This is a genomic window from Burkholderia crassaminum (assembly GCF_964265005.1).
In the GTDB taxonomy this organism is placed as follows: Bacteria; Pseudomonadota; Gammaproteobacteria; order Burkholderiales; family Burkholderiaceae; genus Burkholderia.
In genome coordinates, this window is record NZ_OZ183800.1 from 768272 (window position 1) to 787328 (window position 19057).

Here is a 19057-nt window from a genome sequence, read left to right on the forward strand (position 1 = left end):
CATGGACGTTTCATTGCGTTCGCGCTGGCGCGCGCTGCATCGTGGTGCCGGTGCGCTGTTCGGCGTGGTGCTGTTCGTCGTGCTGTTCAGCGGCACGTGGAGTCTCGCGACCGATTCGATGCAGGGCTGGTGGCGGTCGCCGCCGGTTGCCGTCGCGCGGCCGTCGCTGTCGCTGAATGAACTCGTCGCGCGCGCGGCGGCGCTCGGCGTGCCGTTGCGCGATGCGCGCATCGTGCTGCCGCAACCGGACGATCCGGCAATCCGTTTCTGCGACGCGCGCCAGGCGTGCACGCTGGCGCTCGACCCGGCGACGGGCGAGCGGCTGGCCGACGGCGGACGCGCGGCGTTGCTCGTCACGCTGCACAAGACGCTGTTCGCGGGCTTTCCCGGGCGGATCTTCGTCAGCCTGTGGGGGATCGTGCTGCTCGTGCTCATCGTCGCGGGCCTGGTCGTGCATCACCGGCGCTGGCCCGCTGCCGCGCGCATCCGGCGCAGCAACGGGTTGCGCGCCGCGCTGTTCGACCTGCACGCGTGGATCGGCCTGTGGGGCTCGCCGTGGCTCGTGCTGTTCGCGTTCACCGGTGCGTTGTCGGGGCTCGGCGCGCTCGGCACGGTATCGCTCGCGGGTGTCGCGTATCCGGGGCAGCCGCAGCGCGCGTTTGCCGAACTGCTCGGCGGGCCGCCACCTGCCGTGGCCGGCGGCGCGTGGCAACGCGCGCCCGATCTCGATGCGCTGCTGCGGCGCGACGCGGCACGTACGCCGGATTTCCGACGCGAAGCGGTCGTGCTGCATGGCTGGGGTGATGCGAACGCGCGTGTCGAGATTGCCGGGACGACCGCCGGCCTGCCGAGCACGGCGGTGTTCGAGCGTCACCTGTATCGCGCGGCGGACGGCCAATGGCTCGCGGACGCCACGTCGCGTGGCCGGGGTTTCTGGTTGCGCGCATTCATCGCGGTGCAGCCGCTGCATTTCGCGCAATACGGCTGGGTCGGTGCGATGGGCGGCGTGCTGCGCGTGCTGCATTTCCTGATGGGACTCGCCGCGTGCGCGCTGTGCGCGACGGGGCTGCATCTGTGGATCGAGCGGCGGCGGGCGCAGCACGATCGCTCGGCGAACGTGCTGGCCGCGGTCGCCGTCGGCACCTGCGGCGGGCTGGTGCTCGCGGGCGGCGTCCTGCTGTTCGCGGGGCGTGCGTTGCCCGCTGGCGTGCACGTCGACCATGGGCTCGCGATGCTGTTCTGGGCCGTGTGGGGCGGCGCGGTCGCGCTCGCGGCCTGTGTTGCCGATCGCGCGGCCTGGCTGCGCCGGCTGATGCGTGCGGCCGGCGCCGCATACGGGCTCGCAGGTGCGACGCACTGCGCGATCGCGCTGCTCGGCGCGGGCGAACCCGTGTACTGGCCGATCGACGCGGCACTCGTCGCGTTCGGCGCATTGCTGCTGCGTGCCGCGCGCCGTCCGCGACGCGATGCGATGCGGCCTGCGCGCGTGCCGGCCGGCGCCGAACCTTTTTAATTTCATGCAACTGGAGACTTCGATGCGCGATCTGCTCGAACATCGCCGCCTGGTCATCACGATCACGCTGCTTTACCTGTCACAGGGAATCCCGATCGGCATCGCGATGGATGCGATGCCGACACTGCTGCGCCACGACGGCGCGCCGCTTCACGCACTGGCGTTCCTGCCGCTCGTCGGTTTGCCTTGGGTCGTGAAATTCCTGTGGGCGCCCGTCGTCGACAACCGCTGGTCGCCGCGCATCGGCCGGCGGCGCAGCTGGATGCTGCCGATGCAGATGCTCGTCGTGCTGTGCCTCGGCAGCCTCGCGCAGATCGGGATGACGGTCGCGACGGCCGGGTGGGCGGTCGGCCTGCTGGCCGTCGCGTCGCTCGCGAGCGCGACGCAGGACATCGCGAACGACGGGATGGCCGCCGAGCACTTCAGCGGCGACACGCTCGCGAAGATCAACGCGATCCAGATCGCGGGCGTGATGATCGGCTTCTTCGGCGGCGGCGCCGGCACGTTGACGCTGATCGGCCTGTTCGGCCAGCGCACCGCGTTTCTCGCGCTGGCCGCCGTGCCGCTCGCGAGCCTGATTTGCGTGCTGTGGGTGCTGCCGCGCGATGCGGATCGTGCGCGCGTGAAGCCCGAGCACGATGCGAGCCTCGTGCGTTTCGCGAAGCGGCCGCGTTCGTGGTCGCTGCTGTCGCTCGCGTTGCTGTCGGCGATGACGGCCGTCTCGGGCTTCGGCCTGTCGAAACTGTTCCTCAACGACGCCGGCTGGACGCTCGACGCGATCGGCAAGCTCGGGATGGCCGGCGGCATCGTGACGGTCGTGCTCGGATGCGGTGGCGGCGCGTGGCTCGTCAGGCGGCTCGGGTTGTGGCGTGCGTTTACGGCCGGCGTGAGCTGTGCGGGCGCGGCGGCGCTGCTGTGGTTCGCGCAGGCGAGCGGGTGGCTGCCGGTGTCGCAGTCGTGGGCGTGGCTGTGCACGGTACTCGGTTCGCTGGCGACCGGGATCACGTCGGTGTCGATCATGACGGCCGGCATGCGCTTTGCGGGCGGCAGCGACCAGGCCGGCACCGACGTGACGGCCGTGCAGAGCACGCGCGACCTCGGCGAGCTGATCGCGTCGTCGACGATTTTGTCGCTCACCGCGAAGGTCGGCTATACGGGCGGATTTCTCACGGGCGCCGCGCTGGCGGTGTTTGCGGCGCTGATCGCGATGCGGTTGCGGCGGCGGGAGGCGGCGTATGCGGTGAAGGGGGACGATGCGCTGGCGTGACGCCGCGAGCGCGGGGTGGTGTCCGGCGCACGCGTGACCGGGGTCACCGGTCAGGGGTAAACACATCTTTTGCACGACGTTTTCGGCTTGATATAAAGAGGCCTTGTCTCGATCGCGAGAAGCCCGCGCCGCGTGCGGACGCGGGCAGGCCACCGGAGCCCTGCGCCGATGTTGCAGAACCTGTATTCGCCGTACCTCGACTACGATTCGCTGAGCCGCGACCTGGCCGTGCCGCCGGGCGACCTTTCCGTGCCCGATTTCCCGTCCGCGACGGTCCGGCAGATCGGCAACGGGCACCACTATCGCGTCGAATACGCGAACGCGTATGCGAACGGGCACACCGAATTCCATGCGCAGTCGCCGGCCTTCTGGATGACCGACGTGGATGTCAGCTTCGAGGGCGTCGTGCGGCGGCGCACGCGCGGCGAGAACGCGTTGCGTATCCGCATCGGCCGCAGCGGGGCGGCATCGTATTCGGTGGCCGGGCGCGAGGTCAATCTCGACGGCCCGACGATGGTGCTGGTCGCGGAACCCGACGGCATGCCCTCGGGCGATGTGATCGAGCGCGGCCATCATCAGGTGACCGGCATCTACATGCATCGCAGCATGCTGGGCGCACTCTACGCCGGCGCCGAGGATGCGTTGCCGGCGCCGCTGCGGCATTTCGTCGAAGGCACGCTGCGCGAATCGTTCATCCATGCGACGCCGATCCCGCCGGCGCTGGTCGAGTGCCTGCGCGACATCGGCAATTGCCCGCTCGACGGCCGCAGCCGCTCGATCTATCTGCATGCACGCAGCCTCGAGATCGTCGCGCGCGCGGTCGATTCCGTATCCGAAGGCATGCGCCACACCGATGCCGACGCGCTCAACGGCAGCGTGAGCCGCATGACGCGGCGCGCGGTGTCGAAAGCGCAGGTCGTATTGCAGGAGCACTTCGTGTCGCCGCCGTCGCTCGACGTGCTGTCGCAGCAGGTCGGTCTGAGCCGCAGCAGCCTGTGCGCGGGCTTTCGCGCGCTGCTCGGCAAGAGCGTGCACGAGTATGCGCACGAGCTGCGCATGCAGCAGGCGCTGCGGTTGTTGAGCGAGCCGGGCGTGCCGGTCACGGACGTCGCCTACGCGGTGGGCTACAACCATCCGAGCAGCTTCTCCGTCGCGATCCAGAAGCGTTTCGGCATGTCGCCGCGCGCATTGCGCGCGCGCAGCGGCGTGCCGGGAGCCGGCTGCGCGACGGGCGACGATTGAGCGTCGCGGTACCCGTCAGTCCGCGTACGCGCGCACGCGCTCGCGCAGCATCCGCGTCACGACCTCAACCACGAACGCCGGCGATTCGTACGGGAAGTTGTGCCCGTCGCCGGCCGGCGCATGGATCAGCTCGCTTTGCGACGACGTTGCGAGGTAGCGCTGGCGGAATGCGGTCATCAGCGCGAGGTGGCGCTCGAAGCCGGCTGCGTCCACGCCCATTCTCCGGTACAGCTTGCGTGCGTCGGCCTCCTGCGCGGGCCGCATTTCCGACGCATCGCGCGGCGTGACGACGAACACCGGCAGGTCGCCCAGCTCGCCGTCGTGAACCAGCATGTCGAAACCGGCGCGCGCACCGCCCGCGACACTCAACTCGGCAAGGCTCGACGCGGCGCTGAAGCCGGCGCGCGCATGCATCTCGATGCGCTCGACCCCCATCTCGATCGCATCGGCAAGCCGCTTCTGCACGAGATCGAGCAGCCGCCTGAGTGCCGGCTGCCGGCGCCCCAGCACGCCGACGAGATCGATGTGGATGCCGAACAGGTGCAGCAGCCCGACGAGATTGCCGGCGACGATCATCGCGGTGGGGCGCATGCCGCGCGGCGCGTAGTTGAAGAAGTCGGGATGCGTCGCGTCGAGCAGCACGATCCCGCGCACGAGATGCGGATGGCGGCGCGCGAGGTTCGCGACGAGCAGGCCGCCGAACGAATGTCCGACGAACACGAACGGCCCGCGTTCGCCCGCGCGTGCCAGCGCCTCCACGACTTCCTCCACTTCCAGCGCGGTCGAACGCGGATACGGGCCGGCATCGCTCCAGCCGCTTCCGGGCCGGTCGATCAGGATCGAGCGTGTCTCGCCGCGCAACGCCTGATGCAGGTGATGGAGGACGAGGCCGCCCATATGCGCGCCCGGCATCCAGACGACCGACGGCAGGCCGCCTGCGTGCCCTTCCGCGAGTACGTGGATGCGGTGGCCGTTCACCTCCACGCGTATTCCCGGCGGCGGGCAGGCCGCGCGCACGTGGGAGAGAAATGCGAGGTGGTAGAGCGAGCCGGCTGCGAGCACGATGGCCGTGCCGAGCAGCGTGTAGCCCGTCGGATCGTGACCGGCGTGGACGAGGCCGCTACCCGCAAGCGCGATCGCAAACGCGATGGGCAGGCCCGCCCAGTCTCGGCTCAGGAAGGTCGGAAGCCATGTGCGCATTGGAATTCCCTGGTTCGGCATGTCGAGAAGGGCGGCCGCGCGCGTCGCATGACAGGCGACGGGCGTGCGTGCCCGTGGACCCCGTACGATAGCGGACGCGGTGCCGGCCTGCTTTCGCTTTCCGCCGCGGGATTGTCGCGCGCGTCCGCGCCGGTTTTGCGCGCCGCGGGTGTCGGCCGGGAACGGCATGTGTGATGGCGGACACGAAACGGCAGACGCGCGCAAAAGCATCCCGGTCGATCGCAAAAGGCTGCCCGGCGAAACGCCACTACATTGACGGCATGCGTTCACGCCGCCGGTTTCGCTCCGGCGCGCGGCAACGCCCACTTTCTCATCATGGAGTGCGGTCATGCAAATCCTGAAGGACCAGCTCGGCGACCTGCTGTCGAAGGCGGTGGACGGCCCGGCAACGGCCGGTTATGTCGCCGGCGTCTGGCACCGTGGCGAACAGATCGAACTGGCGAGCGGTATCGCGAACCTGAACACCGGCGCGCCGATGACGGTCGATACACGCTTCCAGATCGGTTCGATCACCAAGGTGCTGACGACGCACCTGCTGATGCGCCATGTCGAAGCCGGCCGGATCGGTCTCGACGATTCCGTCGTCAAGCATCTGCCGTCGTTCACGCTGGCCGGGCCGGCGCACGCGCAGCGTATCCGCGTGCGCCACCTGCTCAATCACACGAACGGCATCGATGCCGACTCCTTCAGCCCGACGACCGATTCCGGCCCGGATGCGACACGCGAATACGTGGCGCGCCTGTCCGGCTTCGGCACGCTGTTCGCGCCTGGCGAGACGATCCATTATTCGAACCCCGGCTTCGTCGTGGCCGCGCGGCTGATCGAAGTGCTGTCCGGCAAGCCGTACAACCAGGCGCTCGAGGAGGAACTGTTCCGCCCGTGCGGGATGAACGCGTCGTGCACGTCGGCCGAGCAGGCGATCCTGCACCATCACGCGGTCGGCGTGTTCGCGAACGCGACGAGCGGTGCACTGCAGGCCACGCATGCATACCTTCTCCCGCCATCGCTGGCCGGTGCCGGCTCGACGCCCATTTCGACGGTGAAGGACATGCTGGCCTACGGGCGCATGCACCTGGCGGGCGGCGTGGTCGACGGCAGGCAGATACTCGCGCCGGAGACGATCGCCGCGATGCAGACGGTGACGTTCGACGCGCAACGACCCTGCGTTCCACCGATCTGCCTCGGCTGGTGGAAGGTGCCGGTGAGCGGCGTCACGGTGTTCTGGCACGGCGGCACGACCTACGGCACGACGTCGAGCTTCGCGGTGTGCCCGGAACTCGATCTCGTCGTCGTCACCGGCGGCACCGGGCCGGGTGCCAGCGCGTTGCACGACCAGGTGTTGCTGATGACGCTCGCGCATCTCGGCCACGACCCCGTGATGCCGTTCGAGCGCGCGACGCCGGGCCGGCCGCTGTCGCGTTACGCGGGCGGCTACCGGCATTACCCGATGCGCATCGCGTCGGTCGCGGGGCCGGAGCGGCTGACGGTCGAGGCGTACTGGACGGAGATGGATGCCGACAGCCGGCGCGCGATTCTGTGGCCGAGCAGCGGCGAAGAGGTAGGCAACGGCGAGATCCGTTTCGCATTCGACGGCGCATCGACCTACGTGCTCGACCTCGTGCCGCTGGCCGAGGGGCTGTTCGCGCCGCCGGGCACGGCCGATGCGCAGTTGTGCGGCATCAACGGACGGCTCGCGCTCGTGTCGTTCCGCGGCGATGACGACCGCCCCGAGGGCGTTCACACGCGCCTGCGTTATCTGCGCCGCGAGGACTGAGCGGCGCGGGCACGCGTTTTTCGACGTAATTCTCGTGCCCGGCGGATTCCGATTGCATGCCGGTTGTTTCGTCATGCTGATTTTTTTGGAGGCTGTGCCGGGTCACGGCCCTGACCGGCTGCACCTGACGCGCCCGCAAGCGGGCGGCGCAGCCGCGTCTTTCGATACTTCAACGCCATTCAGGAACGATCATGCGAATCTTCGTAGCCGCGCTTGCGCACGAAACCAATACGTTTTCTCCGATCCCGACGAGCCTGCATTCGTTCGAGGAGCGCGCGCTGTACCGGCCGGCGAACGGCGAACCCGACGGGAAGGCGGATGACCTCGTCGGCTACGGCACGTTCGTGCGCGAAGCCCGGGCGCGCGGCCACGAAGTGCGCGCGTCGATCTTCGCGTTCGCCGAGCCCGGCGCGCCGTGCGCGCAGCGCGACTACGAGACGTTGCGCGACGAAATTCTCGACGACCTGCGGGCCGCGCAGCCGGTCGACATGGTGCTCTATCTGCTGCATGGCGCGCAGATGGCGCAGGGCTATGACGACTGCGAGGGCGACCTGCTCGCGAAGACGCGCGCGCTCATCGGGCCGGAGGTCGTGATCGGCACCGAGCTCGACCTGCACGCGAACGTCACGACGGCGATGCTCGACAACTGCGACATCCTGCTCGCCTGCAAGCACTATCCGCACATCGATTTCGACGAGCGTGCGGTCGACCTGATCGATCTCGCCGAACGCACCGTGCGCGGCGAAATCCGGCCGACGATGCACTTCGAACGCGTGCCGATGCTCGGCATGTTCTTCACGACCGAGCCGCGCATGGCGAGCCTCAACCAGGACGCGATGGACCGCGAAGGGCGCAACGGCATTCTGTCGGTGTCGCTGATCCACGGCTTCCCGTGGTCCGACTTTCCGGATACCGGGGCGGGGGTGCTGGTGGTGAGCGACGGCGATCGCGGCGCCGCGCGTGCGAACGCACGCGAGCTTGCGTGCGGTTTCGTGGCTGTGCGCGACGAGACGATCGCGCTGCGCCGGCCGATCGAGCGCATCCTCGACGAGATCGCGGCGGCGCCGGCCGATGCGGCCGGGCGCCCGTTCGTGATCGCGGACACGGCCGATAACCCCGGCGGCGGGGCCGGCTCCGATTCGACGTTCATCCTCGACGCGATTCTGAAGCGCGGCCTGCGCGGCGTGGCGCTCGGCATGATCTGGGACCCTGTCGCGGCGACGTTCGCGCGCGATGCGGGTGTGGGCGCGACGATCTGCGTGCGCCTGGGCGGCAAGACGGGCACGCGGGCCGGCCGCCCGCTCGATGTGGTCGCGACGGTGCTGGCCGTCGACGCCGGGCTCGCGCAGCACGACGACGCGTTCAAGTTTCCGGGCCCCGGCCTCGGGCTCACCGCCCTGCTGGAGATCGACGGCGTGCGCGTGGTCGTCAACTCGACCCGCCAGCAGACCTACAGCCCGAGCTGCTTCACTGACCTCGGCATCGACCTGCCGCGTTGCAACATCGTCGTCGTGAAGTCGACGCAGCATTTTCAGGCGCTGTTCGGCCCGCTTGCGCGCGCGATCTATTACTGCGACACGCCCGGTTCGCTGAGCCTCGATTTCAACGCGGCCGACTACGCGCACCTGACGCGCCCGATGTGGCCGTTCGACGAAATCGCGGTCTGACCCGCGAGCGTCCGGCATGCGGATGCGCGGACGATGCCGAAACTTTCCCGGCCGTCCGCGAAAGTCTTGCCGGCGCCGGGCGGCTACCCTCGACAGGCTGGCTGCACGGGCCGGCCACGGAAGTTTTCAATGAAGGAGGCGCAGCGTGGGTAGCGGAATAACCGGTCGGTCCCCGTCGTTGTCGCGCGCATGGTTCGCGCTCGTCGTGCTCGCGCTGGCCGCGATACTCGGCATCACCGACCGTCAGATGCTGACGCTCGCGATCGAGCCGCTCAAGCGCGACCTCCGCCTCGACGATACGGGCCTCGGCGTGATCGTCGGCTTCGGCCCGATCCTGTTCAGCGCGCTGGCGTCGCCGCTGCTCGGCTGGCTCGCGGATCGGGTCGACCGGCGCTGGCTGCTCGTCGTCTGCGTGCTGGTGTGGAGCGCGGGCACGGCGCTGTGCGGCCTCGTCACGCACGGCTGGATGCTGTTTCTCTGCACGTTGACGCTCGCGGTGGGCGAGGCGGGTCTCGGGCCGGTCGTCTACAGTTTGCTGCCCGACCTGTTTCCGCCCAGGCTGCGTACGGCGGCGAACACGCTGTTCTTCGCGGTCGCGCTGTTCGGTGCGGGGCTCGGCATCGCGGGCGCCGGCGCGATCTTCCATCTCGCCGCGCCGCTCGCGCAGTCGCTGGCGGTCGCGCCGTGGCGGCTGGCTTTCGTGCTCGTCGCGCTGCCGGGCCTGGCCGTCGCGGGCCTGCTCGCGTGCGTCGGCCATCCGCCGCGCGGCGGCACGCAGGCCGGGCACGCGCACGAAGCGCCGCGGGAAACGCTCGCGCACTATTGGCGGCGCTCGGGCGCGATGCTGACGTGCCTGATCCTCGGCTATGCGATGGCCGCGTTCTACGTGGGCGCGATCCTCGGCTGGGCGCCGGTTGCGCTGATTCGCGATTTCCATGTCGACGTCGCGAAATCGGGGCTCTACAGCGGCATCGCGGTGGGCGGCGGCTCGGCGCTCGGCTTGCTCGCGAGCGTGCTCATGGTGCGATGCCTGCGCGCGCGCAGCGGGGCGGGGTTGCCCGTCGCGGTCGGCTGCGCGATGGCGTTCGTCGCGGCGATCCTGCTGTTCGGCCTGTCGTTTGCGACCAGCGCGACGATGCTGCTCGTTTGCATGACCGGCATCATCGCCGCCTATATCGCGGGCGCGTCGCTGACGCCGACGCTGCTGCAGGACATCGCGCCGCCGCATCTGCGCGGGCGCGTGATCGGTACCTCGTCGCTCGTCACGTATATGTTTCAGGCGGTGTCGGTGCCGGCCGTCGGCGCGATATCCGACGCGTTGCACGGCACGCCCGGCGCGCTGCTCAAGGGCATCGCGTGGCTCGGCATGCCGGCCGCGATGTTCAGCATGATCCTGCTCGGTGTCGTGCTGCGCATGTTTCGCGGGCGCTTCGAGCCGCACGGCAACGCGAGCGCGCAGGTGCTCTGACTTGCTGGTATGCGCGCAGCCTGACCGGCTGCCGCGCTCTATCGCACGTCGCGCTTCGCGAGTGCTTCGAATCGCGTTGCCACGTGAATGCGCAGGTACTCCGACTTGTCGATCGTCGATACGCACGCAGCCCGGCTGGCTGCAGTGCCTTCATCGTGCTTCGAGAGTGCTTCGAATCGCGTTGCGACGTGAACGTTCAGGTACTCCGACTCGTCGATCGTCGATACGCGCGCAGCCCGGTTGGTTGCAGTGTCTTCATCACGTTTCGCGAGCGCTTCGAATCGCGTTGCGACGTGAACGCGCAGATGCTTCGACTCGTCGATACGCACGCAGCCTGACCGGCTGCCACGCCTCCCGGGCGCATCGCGCCAGCCCGCCATTTCTCCCGCGTTCCCTCCGTTTCCCGTCCTCGCCGCCGCATGTCGCGACGCGCATCGGCGCGCGTGCTGAACCGCGCTGCGCGACCCGCCGGCCGCGCACCGGCACGCAGGACGGCAGCCAATGTTTTTCGGCGTTTCGCAAAAGCGCCGGCCAATTTGGATGCTTACTTTGAAGTCATTCGGACGGACGGTTCGCATGCGGGACCGCTTCAGAAGACGAACACGTCGATCCACGTTCAGACAGGGGGAGTCAAAGATGGGAAGCAACAAGGACGGATTCGCAGCGGCGCCGACGCTGTTCAGACGCACGCTGGTTGCCGTCTCGGTCATGCGGATGTTTGTCGCGGCGGCCAGCGCTCACGCGCAGGACGTGCCCGCCCAAACCGGCACGCAGCCGCCCGCGGCGGTTGCCGCGCCGCAGGGCGCCGCGCCCGAAGCGGCACGCGACAAGGCGGCCAATGCAAAAGGCGCAAAGGGCGGTGCGGCGGTGACGCTCAATTCCGTCGAGGTGACGGCGAACCGGCGCCGCGAACCCGCGCGCGAGGTGCCGATGAAGGTCGAGACGCTGTCGAGCGACGCGCTGCAGAAATCGGGCGCCACGAAGCTGAGCGACTACCTGTCGACGCAACCGGGTGTCGGCTTCGACAGCGGCGGCGGCCCCGGCCAGGAAACGATCTCGATGCGCGGCGTGACGGCGGGCAAGGATGTCGGGCCGACCGTCGGCGTGTATGTCGACGATACGCCGATCGGCTCGAACACCGTCTCGGGCGGCGGCGCCGCGCTGGCGCTGGACATGGGCCTGCTCGACCTGAATCACATCGAGATCCTGTTCGGGCCGCAGGGGACGCTGTACGGCGCGGGCGCGATGGGCGGCCTGCTGAAATACGTGACCAACCAGCCCGACACGGAGAGCTTTTTCGGCAGCGCGGCCACGACGTTTTCGACGACCTGGCACGGCGGGCTCAACAACACGACCAACGTCGTGCTGAACCTGCCGCTGAAGCAGGACGTCGCTGCCTTGCGCATCGCCGCGTTCAACAATCGCGACGGCGGCTACATCGACGGGAAGGGCGCGGCCGCCGGCACGCGCATCAACGCGAACGACACCACCGGCGTGCGCGCATCGCTGCTCGTGACACCCACGCGCAAGCTCACGTTCCGCTTCACCGCCACGGTGCAGAACATCAACAGCGACGGGCAGAACTACGTCGACTACGGGATGAACGGCCAGCCGTCCTACGGCGCGCTGACCAAGCTTCAGGACGCGCAGGAGCCCTATCACCAGAGCAACCAGTTCTATACCGCGAATGCGGAATACGACTTCGGCTGGGCGCGCCTCAATGCGATTTCCGCGTACCAGTCGCTGCGCACCACGACGACGCTCGACTTCACGCCGTTCTATGCGCCGATCCTCGCGGCGCGCGGGCTCGACGTCGGCACGCTCACGCCGAACTCCAATGTCGGCACCAACAAGGTGACGCAGGAACTGCGGCTCACCTCGCCGGGCAACCGGACGCTGGAGTGGGTCGCCGGCCTTTACTACGATCACGAGCACAGCAATACCGTGCAGGCCTACCGCGCGACCGGTGCGGGCGGCGCGTCGCTCGGCGATCTGGAAAAACTCGCTTACGGGGGCAGCTACAAGGAGTTCGCCGCGTACGGCGACATCACGTACAACCTCACGTCGCGCGTCGCGCTGACGGCCGGCATGCGCATCGCGCACAACAGCCAGGACTACCGGCAGGAGACGTCGGGCCTGCTCGTGCCGACGCCGCTTTTCGCGCCGGGCGCGTCGTCGGATACGAGCAAGACGTACATGTTCACGGTCAGCTACAAGCTCACGCCGACCAGCAACGTCTACGCGCGCGCCGCGAGCGGCTATCGCCCGGGCGGCCCCAACGGCATGGCGGTCAGCGCGGTGACGGGGCAGCTCATCTCGGGCAATCCGGTCTACAAGCCCGATACGTTGTGGAACTACGAGATCGGCTACAAGGCGGACCTGCTCGACAACCGCCTGTCGGTGGCGCTGTCCGCGTACGACATCGAATGGCACGACATCCAGCAATACGGCGCGGTCGACGGCGTCGCGCAGCTCATCAATGCGGGCAACGCGCGCATCCGCGGTTTCGAAGCGTCGGGCGTGGTGCGGCCGACGTCGGCGCTGTCGTTCAACGCGTCGCTGTCGGCGATCGATGCGTACCTGACCGAAGGCGCGCCGAGCGTCGGCTCGCACGCGGGCGACCGGCTGCCGAACACGGCGAAGTTCGCGGCGTCGCTGGGAGCCGCGTGGCGCTTCCAGCTCGGCCCGTGGCCGGCCGTCGCGAGCGCCAACGAGCGTTTCGTGGGCGAGCGTCATTCGAGTTTCGCGGGCTCGGCGGGTTCGCCCGATTTCATCCTGCCGTCCTATGCGGTGACCGACCTGCAGTTTGGCGTGGACCTGCGCCGCGCGAACCTGTCGTTCTTCGTCAGGAACCTGTTCAACCGCGCGGGTCTGCTGTCCGCCAACACGAGCTACGTGCCGCTCGGCGGCAACGTGTGGGCGTCGGTCATCCAGCCGCGCACGATCGGCGTGCAGCTGAGCGCGCCGTTCTGAGTCGCGGACGATTCGAGGAGCTTCCATGCTTGCACACACCGTACCGGAACACCGGCCCGCCGGCCGCCCGCGCCCGTTCCGGCAGACCAGCCACCGTCCCGCGCGCCGCCTGGGCGGCATCGCGGCCGTGCTCGCGCTGCATGCCGTGCTGATTTACGCGTTGCTGAACGGCCTTGCGAACCGGGTGGTGGAGATCATCCAGCATCCCGTCAGCGTGCGGATCATCGAGCCGGTCAAGCCACCTGCGCCTCCGCCCGCACCGCCGAAGCCGATCGTGAAAGCGGCGCCGCACAAGAGCGCGCCGCCTCCGCCCGTCTTCGTGCCGCCGCCGGAGGTGCCGGTGCAGGCGCCTGCGCAAGCGACGCTGACGCCTACGGCCACCCCCGTGGTGTCCGCGCCCGCGGTGCCGGCGCCGCCGGCCCCGGTGACGGTCAAGGCGCCGAGTCATGAAGTGGGCGTCGTGTGCCCGAACTCGGACCAGGTGCGTGCGTCGTTGCGCTATCCGCGCGAGGCGCTGGAAAACAACATCACCGGCAACGTGCTGGTGGAGTTCGTCGTCGACACGGACGGCCTCGTGTCGGACGAGCACGTCGCGCGGTCGGCCGACCCGATCCTCGATCGCGCGGCGCTCGCGGCGGTGCGGCGATTCAGCTGTATTTCGCAGGGGCAGTCGGTGCGCGTGCAGGTGCCGTTCTCGTTCAACCTGAACTGACCGGCGTGTGTCGCGACATTCCACAACCCGTGCATTGAACACTCATTCAGATCGACCCATGGAGCAGACATGAAGAAGCCTTTTCTCGCCGCGTTCGCGGCCAGCATGATCGTTGCCGCCGGCGCGGCGGGTGTGCTCGTCGCGCCGCGCGTGGCGCTGGCGCAGGCGAGCGCCGTGCCGGCGTCGGCGTCGGCATCGGCATCGGCATCGGCATCGACCGTCGTCGCGTCGCAACCGGCCGCTGCCGCGCATCCCGCGCCGCCGCCCGCGCCGGCCACGTCGGAAACCGTCGAGAATCCTTACGGACTCGGCGCGCTGTGGCACGGCGGTGATTTCGTCGCGCGGTTCGTGCTGATCCTGCTCGTCGTGATGTCGATGGGGAGCTGGTACATCATGGTCACCAAGTTCTTCGAGCAGACCCGCGCGAACCGGCGCGCGAAACGCGCCGACGCGCAGCTCTGGAGCGCGCCGTCGCTCGAGCAGGGCGCGCAGTTGCTCGACGCATCGTCGCCGTTCCGCTTCATCGCGGAGACGGCGATCGAGGCCGGCGAGCACCACGACGACGTGCTGCTCGAAGCCGTCGACCGCAATACCTGGATCGACGTGTCGGTCGAGCGGGCCGTGACCAACGTGTCGAACCGGCTGCAGGACGGGCTCGCGTTCCTCGGCACGGTGGGCTCGACTGCGCCGTTCGTGGGCCTGTTCGGCACGGTGTGGGGCATCTATCACGCGCTGACCGCGATCGGCGTGGCCGGCCAGGCGTCGATCGACAAGGTCGCGGGGCCGGTGGGCGAGGCGCTGATCATGACCGCGATCGGTCTCGCCGTGGCGGTGCCTGCCGTGCTCGGCTACAACTTCCTCGTGCGTCGCAACAAGGCCGTGATGGAACGGGTGCGCGCGTTCGCGGCGCAACTGCATGCGGTGGTGCTGGCGGGCGGCAAACGTCCGGTGCGCAACGAGACGCGCGCAGCGTCGCTCGTCGACTGAACGGAGCGAGCCATGGCCATGAGCGTCAGGCAGGACGATGACGACGAAGTCATCGCGCAGATCAACACGACGCCGCTCGTCGACGTGATGCTGGTGCTGCTCATCATTTTCCTGATCACGATTCCGGTGGTGACGCACACGATTCCGCTGGATCTGCCGAAGGAAACCGTGAAGCCGCTGCAGAGCCAGCTGAAAAGCATCGAGATCGCGGTGAACCGCGACGGCGACGTCTTCTGGAACGAGTCGCAGGTGGATGCGCCGACGTTGCTCGCGCGACTGAAAGGCGTCGCGGTACAGGCGCCGCAGCCGGACGTGCACGTGCGCGGCGACGAGAGCACGCGCTATGAGTTCATCGGTCGCGTGATGACGGCATGCGAGCGGGCGGGCATCGGCAAGGTGTCGTTCATTACGGAGCCGCCGGCGCGCGGCGGTTAGGAGGCAGTCATGGGAATGAATCTGTCGTCGTCGGGAAGCGAGCCGGATGTGATGGTGGACATCAACACCACGCCGCTCATCGACGTGATGCTGGTGTTGCTGATCATGTTGATCATCACCATTCCGATCCAGATGCACGCGGTCCGGATGAACCTGCCGGTCGGCACGCCGCCGCCACCGGCCGTGGAGCCCGAGATCGTGCAGATCGACGTCGCCGCGAACGGCGTCACGTCATGGAACGGCGTGCCGGTGCCCGGTCGCGCGGCGCTCGAGGCGAAGCTTGCGCGGGTGGCCGCCGAGCCGGTGCAGGCCGAGATCCGGCTGCGGCCGGACCGGCAGGCGCCTTACCGCGATGTGGCCGCGGTGCTGGCGTCGGCGCAGCGCGTGGGCGCAACGAAGATCGGGCTGACGGGCAACGAGCAGTATGTGCAGTAGCGGAGTGCGAGCGGAGGGTGCCGGAAGTGTTTCTGGCGCAGGCCGGGATCGCTCCGTCACCGAGAGCCGGCAGGCTGCGTGGGGCGAGTCGAGAGGTCAACGTGCGGGACGCCGATTCCATCGGCATCGGTGAGAACGCGATCCGTTCGCTGCGGATGATCGTCTGGTCCGGGTATTCGCCCGGGTTTCTCCACCCTTTGCATCGCACTGCGTCTTGAACCGGAATCGATATAAATCGCGGAAAAGGTGCCGCGACGCGTACTCAGGATTGCACGCAGTCGCGGGAGCGTGTGATGAACGGCAGGGTCAAGGTCGGACGGATACGTATCGGTGCGATATGCGCCGCTTGCAAAGGCATCAAATATGTCCCACGCAAAAAGCGATAGATCAAAGTTTGCCAGTCGAACCAGTCGCTTCAGAAATGCGAAGCTGACGGAAAGGTCGAATCTGCCGTTGAGGAAGAGCAATGCGATGTCGCGAGCCAACTCGTCAAAAATATCCCTGGAAGCGCGAAATTCTGGTGTTTCGTCGGTCTCGATGCAATGTTCCGCCGAGCGTCGCGCCGTTTGACATCCACGAATGGCCTTGTGCATGAATGATCCGATTCTGTCGGGGCGGTGGAATTGTCGTTGGGGTGACGGGGCGGCTTGCCATACTGAAGGAGACGCCGGGATTCTCCCCGGCGAAACTTCGTTATGCTCGCGGCGCATGGCCTGATTGTTCAGTCGAGAGCGATCGAATTTTTTAAAAAAATCAAGAATATTTAACGAAATTCCTTCGTCGGGTGGCGGCATAAAATGGGTCGCCGGGGTATCGATCGTTGACGGCTGAATCGAACGCCACATCGTGATGTGCGGACGAGTCGTTCAAGGCAAGGCGCGGTTTCGGCTATCGGGAAGGGTGAGTGGACGATCGTATTGACATGACTGGTTCGACGTCGACTTTCCGCCCATTCGTACCGTCTTCAGTGGGCTTGCGCGCTCACGTTGCGTTTTCCGGGCGTGGCTACGGGGTACTGCGGCCGGTTGTCGTGACGGAGCAGGAATGAATCCGCTGTCGTCGCTGCTGCGCTTTGCGCGCGCGCCGGCCTTGTGGGTGCCGGAGTACACGCGTGCCGCGCGGATCGAATGGGGTGGGGCGCAGGTCACCGTGCGCGATGTGCGGAACTTCAGATATCGCACACGCGACGACTGCATGCCGGCGTACTACGACGCAACGTTCGCGCTCGATGCGGTGACGACGGTCGACCTTGTCGTGTCGCGCTGGACCAACGAAGCGATTGCCCACGTGTTCCTGAGTTTCGGCCTGAGCGACGGCCGTTATATCGCGATCTCGATCGAGACGCGCCGGCGGCACGGGCAACGCTACTCGCCGTACAAGGGCTTCTTGCCGCTGTACGATCTCGTGTACGTCGTTGCCGACGAGCGGGATTTGATCGGCGTTCGCACCGATGTGCGCCGGGAACGCGTGTACTTATTCCGTGCGCACGTCGCGTCCGAGACCGCACGTGCATTGTTTGAGGATTACCTGCATCGCGTACATGCGCTCGAACGCCATCCGGAGTTCTACAACACGTTGCTCAACAATTGCACGACGAATATTTTGCGTCACGTCAGATCGGTTGCTCCTGACGTCGGATACAGCTGGAAGGTGTTGCTGAGCGGTTACGCGGACAGATACGGACATGAGCTTGGCCTGCTCGACGATTCCATACCGTTCGATGCGCTGAAGTCGGCAAGCCTGATTCAGCGCCCTCCCGGCGCGATGATCGATGGCGATTTCTCGGCGGCGATCCGCGCATCGCTGCCGCTCGCACGGAACGAATGAACCCATGCCTGGCCACTGGCCTGCGACGACCTGCACACCGTGGCCGGCGACGACGAGGGAGCGGAACATGGTGAGACTGGTCATGCTGTTGCTGGGCGTCGACTATCTGCGCAAGCGCGCGAAAGGAATTGTCTGGATCGGCATCGTATGGGTCATCGCGGGGCTCGTCGTGTTCGTCGATGCGCTCGATGGCGCAATGCACTTTCCGGTCACGCTCTTTGCATGGCTGTGCCTGCTCGAAGGGGGGGCGACGCTGGCTGTTGCGTGGACCGGCGTGGGCGGGCAGCGCGCATTGCGCTACGTGAAGGGGATCGCGGTCGTGGCCGCGTCGATGCTGATCTTTGCCGGACACCATCACGGCAACTTCATCCTGTCGATGATTTTCGGCGCGTTGTTCCTGGTCGACGGGGCACTGCAGTGTATATCCGCGTGGATCGTCCGGTATCGTCGCTGGAGAATCGCACTCGGTTGGGGGGCAGTCGAGATCCTGATCGCGGTGTTTTTCTTTCAACCGTACCCGACCCACTACGTGGGCACGTTGCCGTACTCCCTCGGCCTGTTCCTGATCTTTGGCGGCACGAACATGCTGGCGCTGGCGGCCCGCGTGCGGCGTCTCGAACGCAATCCGGCGTTCAGCGTGTCGCGCTGGTCAGCATTGTTTCCCGACGTCGCATCGGAGACACGCACGGGCCCGTTCGATCGAACCGAATGGGACGGCCCGCCGGCCGATCACGAGCGCGCGCTGACCGTGCATGTGTGGACGCCGACGGGTTCGTCGAAGGCGCCGGCACAGCATCATCCGGTGATCGACCGCTACATCGCCGCGGTCGACGTCAACGGCAACATTTCGACCGGGCATGCGGCACTCGAGTCGCCTGAGGGAATCTACATCAGCCTGTATCCCGCTGCCGAAATCGACCGTTCGCCGTCGGAGTTCGGCCGTATCCTGCGCGCAACGCGCGAAAACGACGTGCCCGGCACGTTTCAACCGGACTATGCAACGGAGTCGCGCGCGTGGTGTCCTTCTACGATACGCGTGCGGATCCGCAATTACGATCCGGCGAAGTTGCACGCGTTCTGGGAGCGCTACCGGATCGATACGACGTACAACCTCACGCACCGCAACTGTTCGAGCACCGTTGCCTATGCGCTCGAGGCTGCGATCGACGGTGCGGTGGGCCGACTGCACGACGGCAGTACGGGTTGGGGCAGTTTTCTGCGTGTACTCGTCACGCCTGAACTGTGGGTTGCCGCTCAGATTCGCAAGCGTGCGTTGACGATGGCGTGGACGCCGGGCCTCACGCTCGACTATGCACGTGCGCTGAGCATGCTGGCCGATCCGCGTCCGTTCGCGTGGTGGAAGGCAGCAGGGGTTGCCGCAAGCCGGCTGTCGCAACAGCGGCGTGCATGGCGCGCACAGGACGCGGGCAACGTGCAGTGATGCGGCATACGGATTGCGCCCCTGCCACGCTAGGGAAAAATACGACGCATTCCGCCGAATGCGCGCTATTCGCGATGTTTGAAAGGCGTGTTGCC

At 67.5% G+C, this 19057-nt stretch carries 16 protein-coding genes; 13 read left to right on the forward strand and 3 right to left on the reverse strand.

Annotated features, from left to right (window positions below):
• Position 1: 1 nt before the first annotated feature.
• From ACPTTF_RS20525 to ACPTTF_RS20535, 3 genes are all read left to right on the forward strand, one after another.
• Complete coding sequence (locus ACPTTF_RS20525; protein WP_423367976.1) at positions 2-1513, forward strand: PepSY-associated TM helix domain-containing protein; 1512 nt, start codon at positions 2-4, stop codon at positions 1511-1513.
• A gap of 22 nt (positions 1514-1535) precedes the next feature.
• Positions 1536-2780 carry an MFS transporter gene (locus tag ACPTTF_RS20530; RefSeq protein ID WP_423367977.1) on the forward strand — a complete coding sequence of 415 codons (1245 nt, stop codon included), beginning with the start codon at positions 1536-1538 and terminating at the stop codon, positions 2778-2780.
• A 168-nt stretch (positions 2781-2948) separates the two neighbouring features.
• Positions 2949-4022, forward strand: a complete 1074-nt coding sequence (locus ACPTTF_RS20535) for a helix-turn-helix transcriptional regulator (protein ID WP_423367978.1) — start codon at positions 2949-2951, stop codon at positions 4020-4022.
• A 15-nt stretch (positions 4023-4037) separates the two neighbouring features.
• Here ACPTTF_RS20535 and ACPTTF_RS20540 read toward each other — a convergent pair whose 3' ends face one another.
• A complete protein-coding gene (locus ACPTTF_RS20540) occupies positions 4038-5222 on the reverse strand; it encodes an alpha/beta fold hydrolase (RefSeq protein WP_423367979.1) in 1185 nt (394 codons plus the stop codon).
• A 349-nt stretch (positions 5223-5571) separates the two neighbouring features.
• On the opposite strand from ACPTTF_RS20540, the gene ACPTTF_RS20545 reads away from it, so the two are divergent.
• The 3 genes from ACPTTF_RS20545 (at position 5572) to ACPTTF_RS20555 (ending at position 10152) form a co-directional block, all read left to right on the forward strand.
• Positions 5572-7017, forward strand: coding sequence for a serine hydrolase domain-containing protein (locus ACPTTF_RS20545; RefSeq protein WP_423367980.1), 1446 nt, complete (start codon positions 5572-5574; stop codon positions 7015-7017).
• A gap of 191 nt (positions 7018-7208) precedes the next feature.
• Positions 7209-8684, forward strand: a complete 1476-nt coding sequence (locus ACPTTF_RS20550) for a M81 family metallopeptidase (RefSeq protein ID WP_423367981.1) — start codon at positions 7209-7211, stop codon at positions 8682-8684.
• A 178-nt stretch (positions 8685-8862) separates the two neighbouring features.
• A complete protein-coding gene (locus ACPTTF_RS20555; RefSeq protein ID WP_423391174.1) occupies positions 8863-10152 on the forward strand; it encodes an MFS transporter in 1290 nt (429 codons plus the stop codon).
• 38 nt (positions 10153-10190) lie between these two features.
• Here ACPTTF_RS20555 and ACPTTF_RS20560 read toward each other — a convergent pair whose 3' ends face one another.
• The gene (locus ACPTTF_RS20560) at positions 10191-10730 is read right to left on the reverse strand and encodes a hypothetical protein (protein WP_423367983.1); all 540 of its coding nucleotides are present in this window, start codon (positions 10728-10730) and stop codon (positions 10191-10193) included.
• A 58-nt stretch (positions 10731-10788) separates the two neighbouring features.
• On the opposite strand from ACPTTF_RS20560, the gene ACPTTF_RS20565 reads away from it, so the two are divergent.
• The 5 genes from ACPTTF_RS20565 to ACPTTF_RS20585 all read left to right on the forward strand — a co-directional run bounded on the left by ACPTTF_RS20565 (position 10789) and on the right by ACPTTF_RS20585 (position 15694).
• Entirely contained in the window at positions 10789-13125 is a 2337-nt protein-coding gene (locus tag ACPTTF_RS20565; RefSeq protein WP_423367984.1) for a TonB-dependent receptor, read from the forward strand.
• A gap of 25 nt (positions 13126-13150) precedes the next feature.
• Complete coding sequence (locus ACPTTF_RS20570; protein ID WP_423367985.1) at positions 13151-13837, forward strand: energy transducer TonB; 687 nt, start codon at positions 13151-13153, stop codon at positions 13835-13837.
• Between the two features lie 69 nt (positions 13838-13906).
• Entirely contained in the window at positions 13907-14824 is a 918-nt protein-coding gene (locus ACPTTF_RS20575; protein WP_423391175.1) for a MotA/TolQ/ExbB proton channel family protein, read from the forward strand.
• A gap of 12 nt (positions 14825-14836) precedes the next feature.
• A complete protein-coding gene (locus ACPTTF_RS20580; protein ID WP_423367987.1) occupies positions 14837-15259 on the forward strand; it encodes an ExbD/TolR family protein in 423 nt (140 codons plus the stop codon).
• Between the two features lie 9 nt (positions 15260-15268).
• On the forward strand, positions 15269-15694 hold the full coding sequence (locus tag ACPTTF_RS20585) for an ExbD/TolR family protein (protein WP_166961696.1): 426 nt from the start codon (positions 15269-15271) through the stop codon (positions 15692-15694).
• A 56-nt stretch (positions 15695-15750) separates the two neighbouring features.
• Here ACPTTF_RS20585 and ACPTTF_RS20590 read toward each other — a convergent pair whose 3' ends face one another.
• Positions 15751-16539, reverse strand: coding sequence for a hypothetical protein (locus ACPTTF_RS20590; RefSeq protein WP_423367988.1), 789 nt, complete (start codon positions 16537-16539; stop codon positions 15751-15753).
• Between the two features lie 199 nt (positions 16540-16738).
• Here ACPTTF_RS20590 and ACPTTF_RS20595 point away from each other — a divergent pair, with 199 nt between their 5' ends.
• Together ACPTTF_RS20595 and ACPTTF_RS20600 are read left to right on the forward strand one after the other, a co-directional pair.
• Positions 16739-17521 (forward strand): DUF4105 domain-containing protein, encoded by a 783-nt coding sequence (locus ACPTTF_RS20595; RefSeq protein WP_166961702.1) that lies wholly within the window; start codon positions 16739-16741, stop codon positions 17519-17521.
• Between the two features lie 67 nt (positions 17522-17588).
• Positions 17589-18962 (forward strand): HdeD family acid-resistance protein, encoded by a 1374-nt coding sequence (locus ACPTTF_RS20600; RefSeq protein WP_423367989.1) that lies wholly within the window; start codon positions 17589-17591, stop codon positions 18960-18962.
• The last annotated feature ends 95 nt before the right edge of the window (positions 18963-19057 follow it).

What these genes read in the sequence shown, in the direction of transcription:
- ACPTTF_RS20525 (WP_423367976.1), top strand. Translation starts at nt 2, where the DNA reads ATGGACGTTTCATTGCGTTCGCGCTGGCGCGCGCTGCATCGTGGTGCC.
- ACPTTF_RS20530 (WP_423367977.1), top strand. Translation starts at nt 1,536, where the DNA reads ATGCGCGATCTGCTCGAACATCGCCGCCTGGTCATCACGATCACGCTG.
- ACPTTF_RS20535 (WP_423367978.1), top strand. Translation starts at nt 2,949, where the DNA reads ATGTTGCAGAACCTGTATTCGCCGTACCTCGACTACGATTCGCTGAGC.
- ACPTTF_RS20540 (WP_423367979.1), bottom strand. Translation starts at nt 5,222, where the DNA reads ATGCGCACATGGCTTCCGACCTTCCTGAGCCGAGACTGGGCGGGCCTG.
- ACPTTF_RS20545 (WP_423367980.1), top strand. Translation starts at nt 5,572, where the DNA reads ATGCAAATCCTGAAGGACCAGCTCGGCGACCTGCTGTCGAAGGCGGTG.
- ACPTTF_RS20550 (WP_423367981.1), top strand. Translation starts at nt 7,209, where the DNA reads ATGCGAATCTTCGTAGCCGCGCTTGCGCACGAAACCAATACGTTTTCT.
- ACPTTF_RS20560 (WP_423367983.1), bottom strand. Translation starts at nt 10,730, where the DNA reads ATGCGAACCGTCCGTCCGAATGACTTCAAAGTAAGCATCCAAATTGGC.
- ACPTTF_RS20565 (WP_423367984.1), top strand. Translation starts at nt 10,789, where the DNA reads ATGGGAAGCAACAAGGACGGATTCGCAGCGGCGCCGACGCTGTTCAGA.
- ACPTTF_RS20570 (WP_423367985.1), top strand. Translation starts at nt 13,151, where the DNA reads ATGCTTGCACACACCGTACCGGAACACCGGCCCGCCGGCCGCCCGCGC.
- ACPTTF_RS20575 (WP_423391175.1), top strand. Translation starts at nt 13,907, where the DNA reads ATGAAGAAGCCTTTTCTCGCCGCGTTCGCGGCCAGCATGATCGTTGCC.
- ACPTTF_RS20580 (WP_423367987.1), top strand. Translation starts at nt 14,837, where the DNA reads ATGGCCATGAGCGTCAGGCAGGACGATGACGACGAAGTCATCGCGCAG.
- ACPTTF_RS20585 (WP_166961696.1), top strand. Translation starts at nt 15,269, where the DNA reads ATGGGAATGAATCTGTCGTCGTCGGGAAGCGAGCCGGATGTGATGGTG.
- ACPTTF_RS20590 (WP_423367988.1), bottom strand. Translation starts at nt 16,539, where the DNA reads ATGTGGCGTTCGATTCAGCCGTCAACGATCGATACCCCGGCGACCCAT.
- ACPTTF_RS20595 (WP_166961702.1), top strand. Translation starts at nt 16,739, where the DNA reads ATGAATCCGCTGTCGTCGCTGCTGCGCTTTGCGCGCGCGCCGGCCTTG.
- ACPTTF_RS20600 (WP_423367989.1), top strand. Translation starts at nt 17,589, where the DNA reads ATGGTGAGACTGGTCATGCTGTTGCTGGGCGTCGACTATCTGCGCAAG.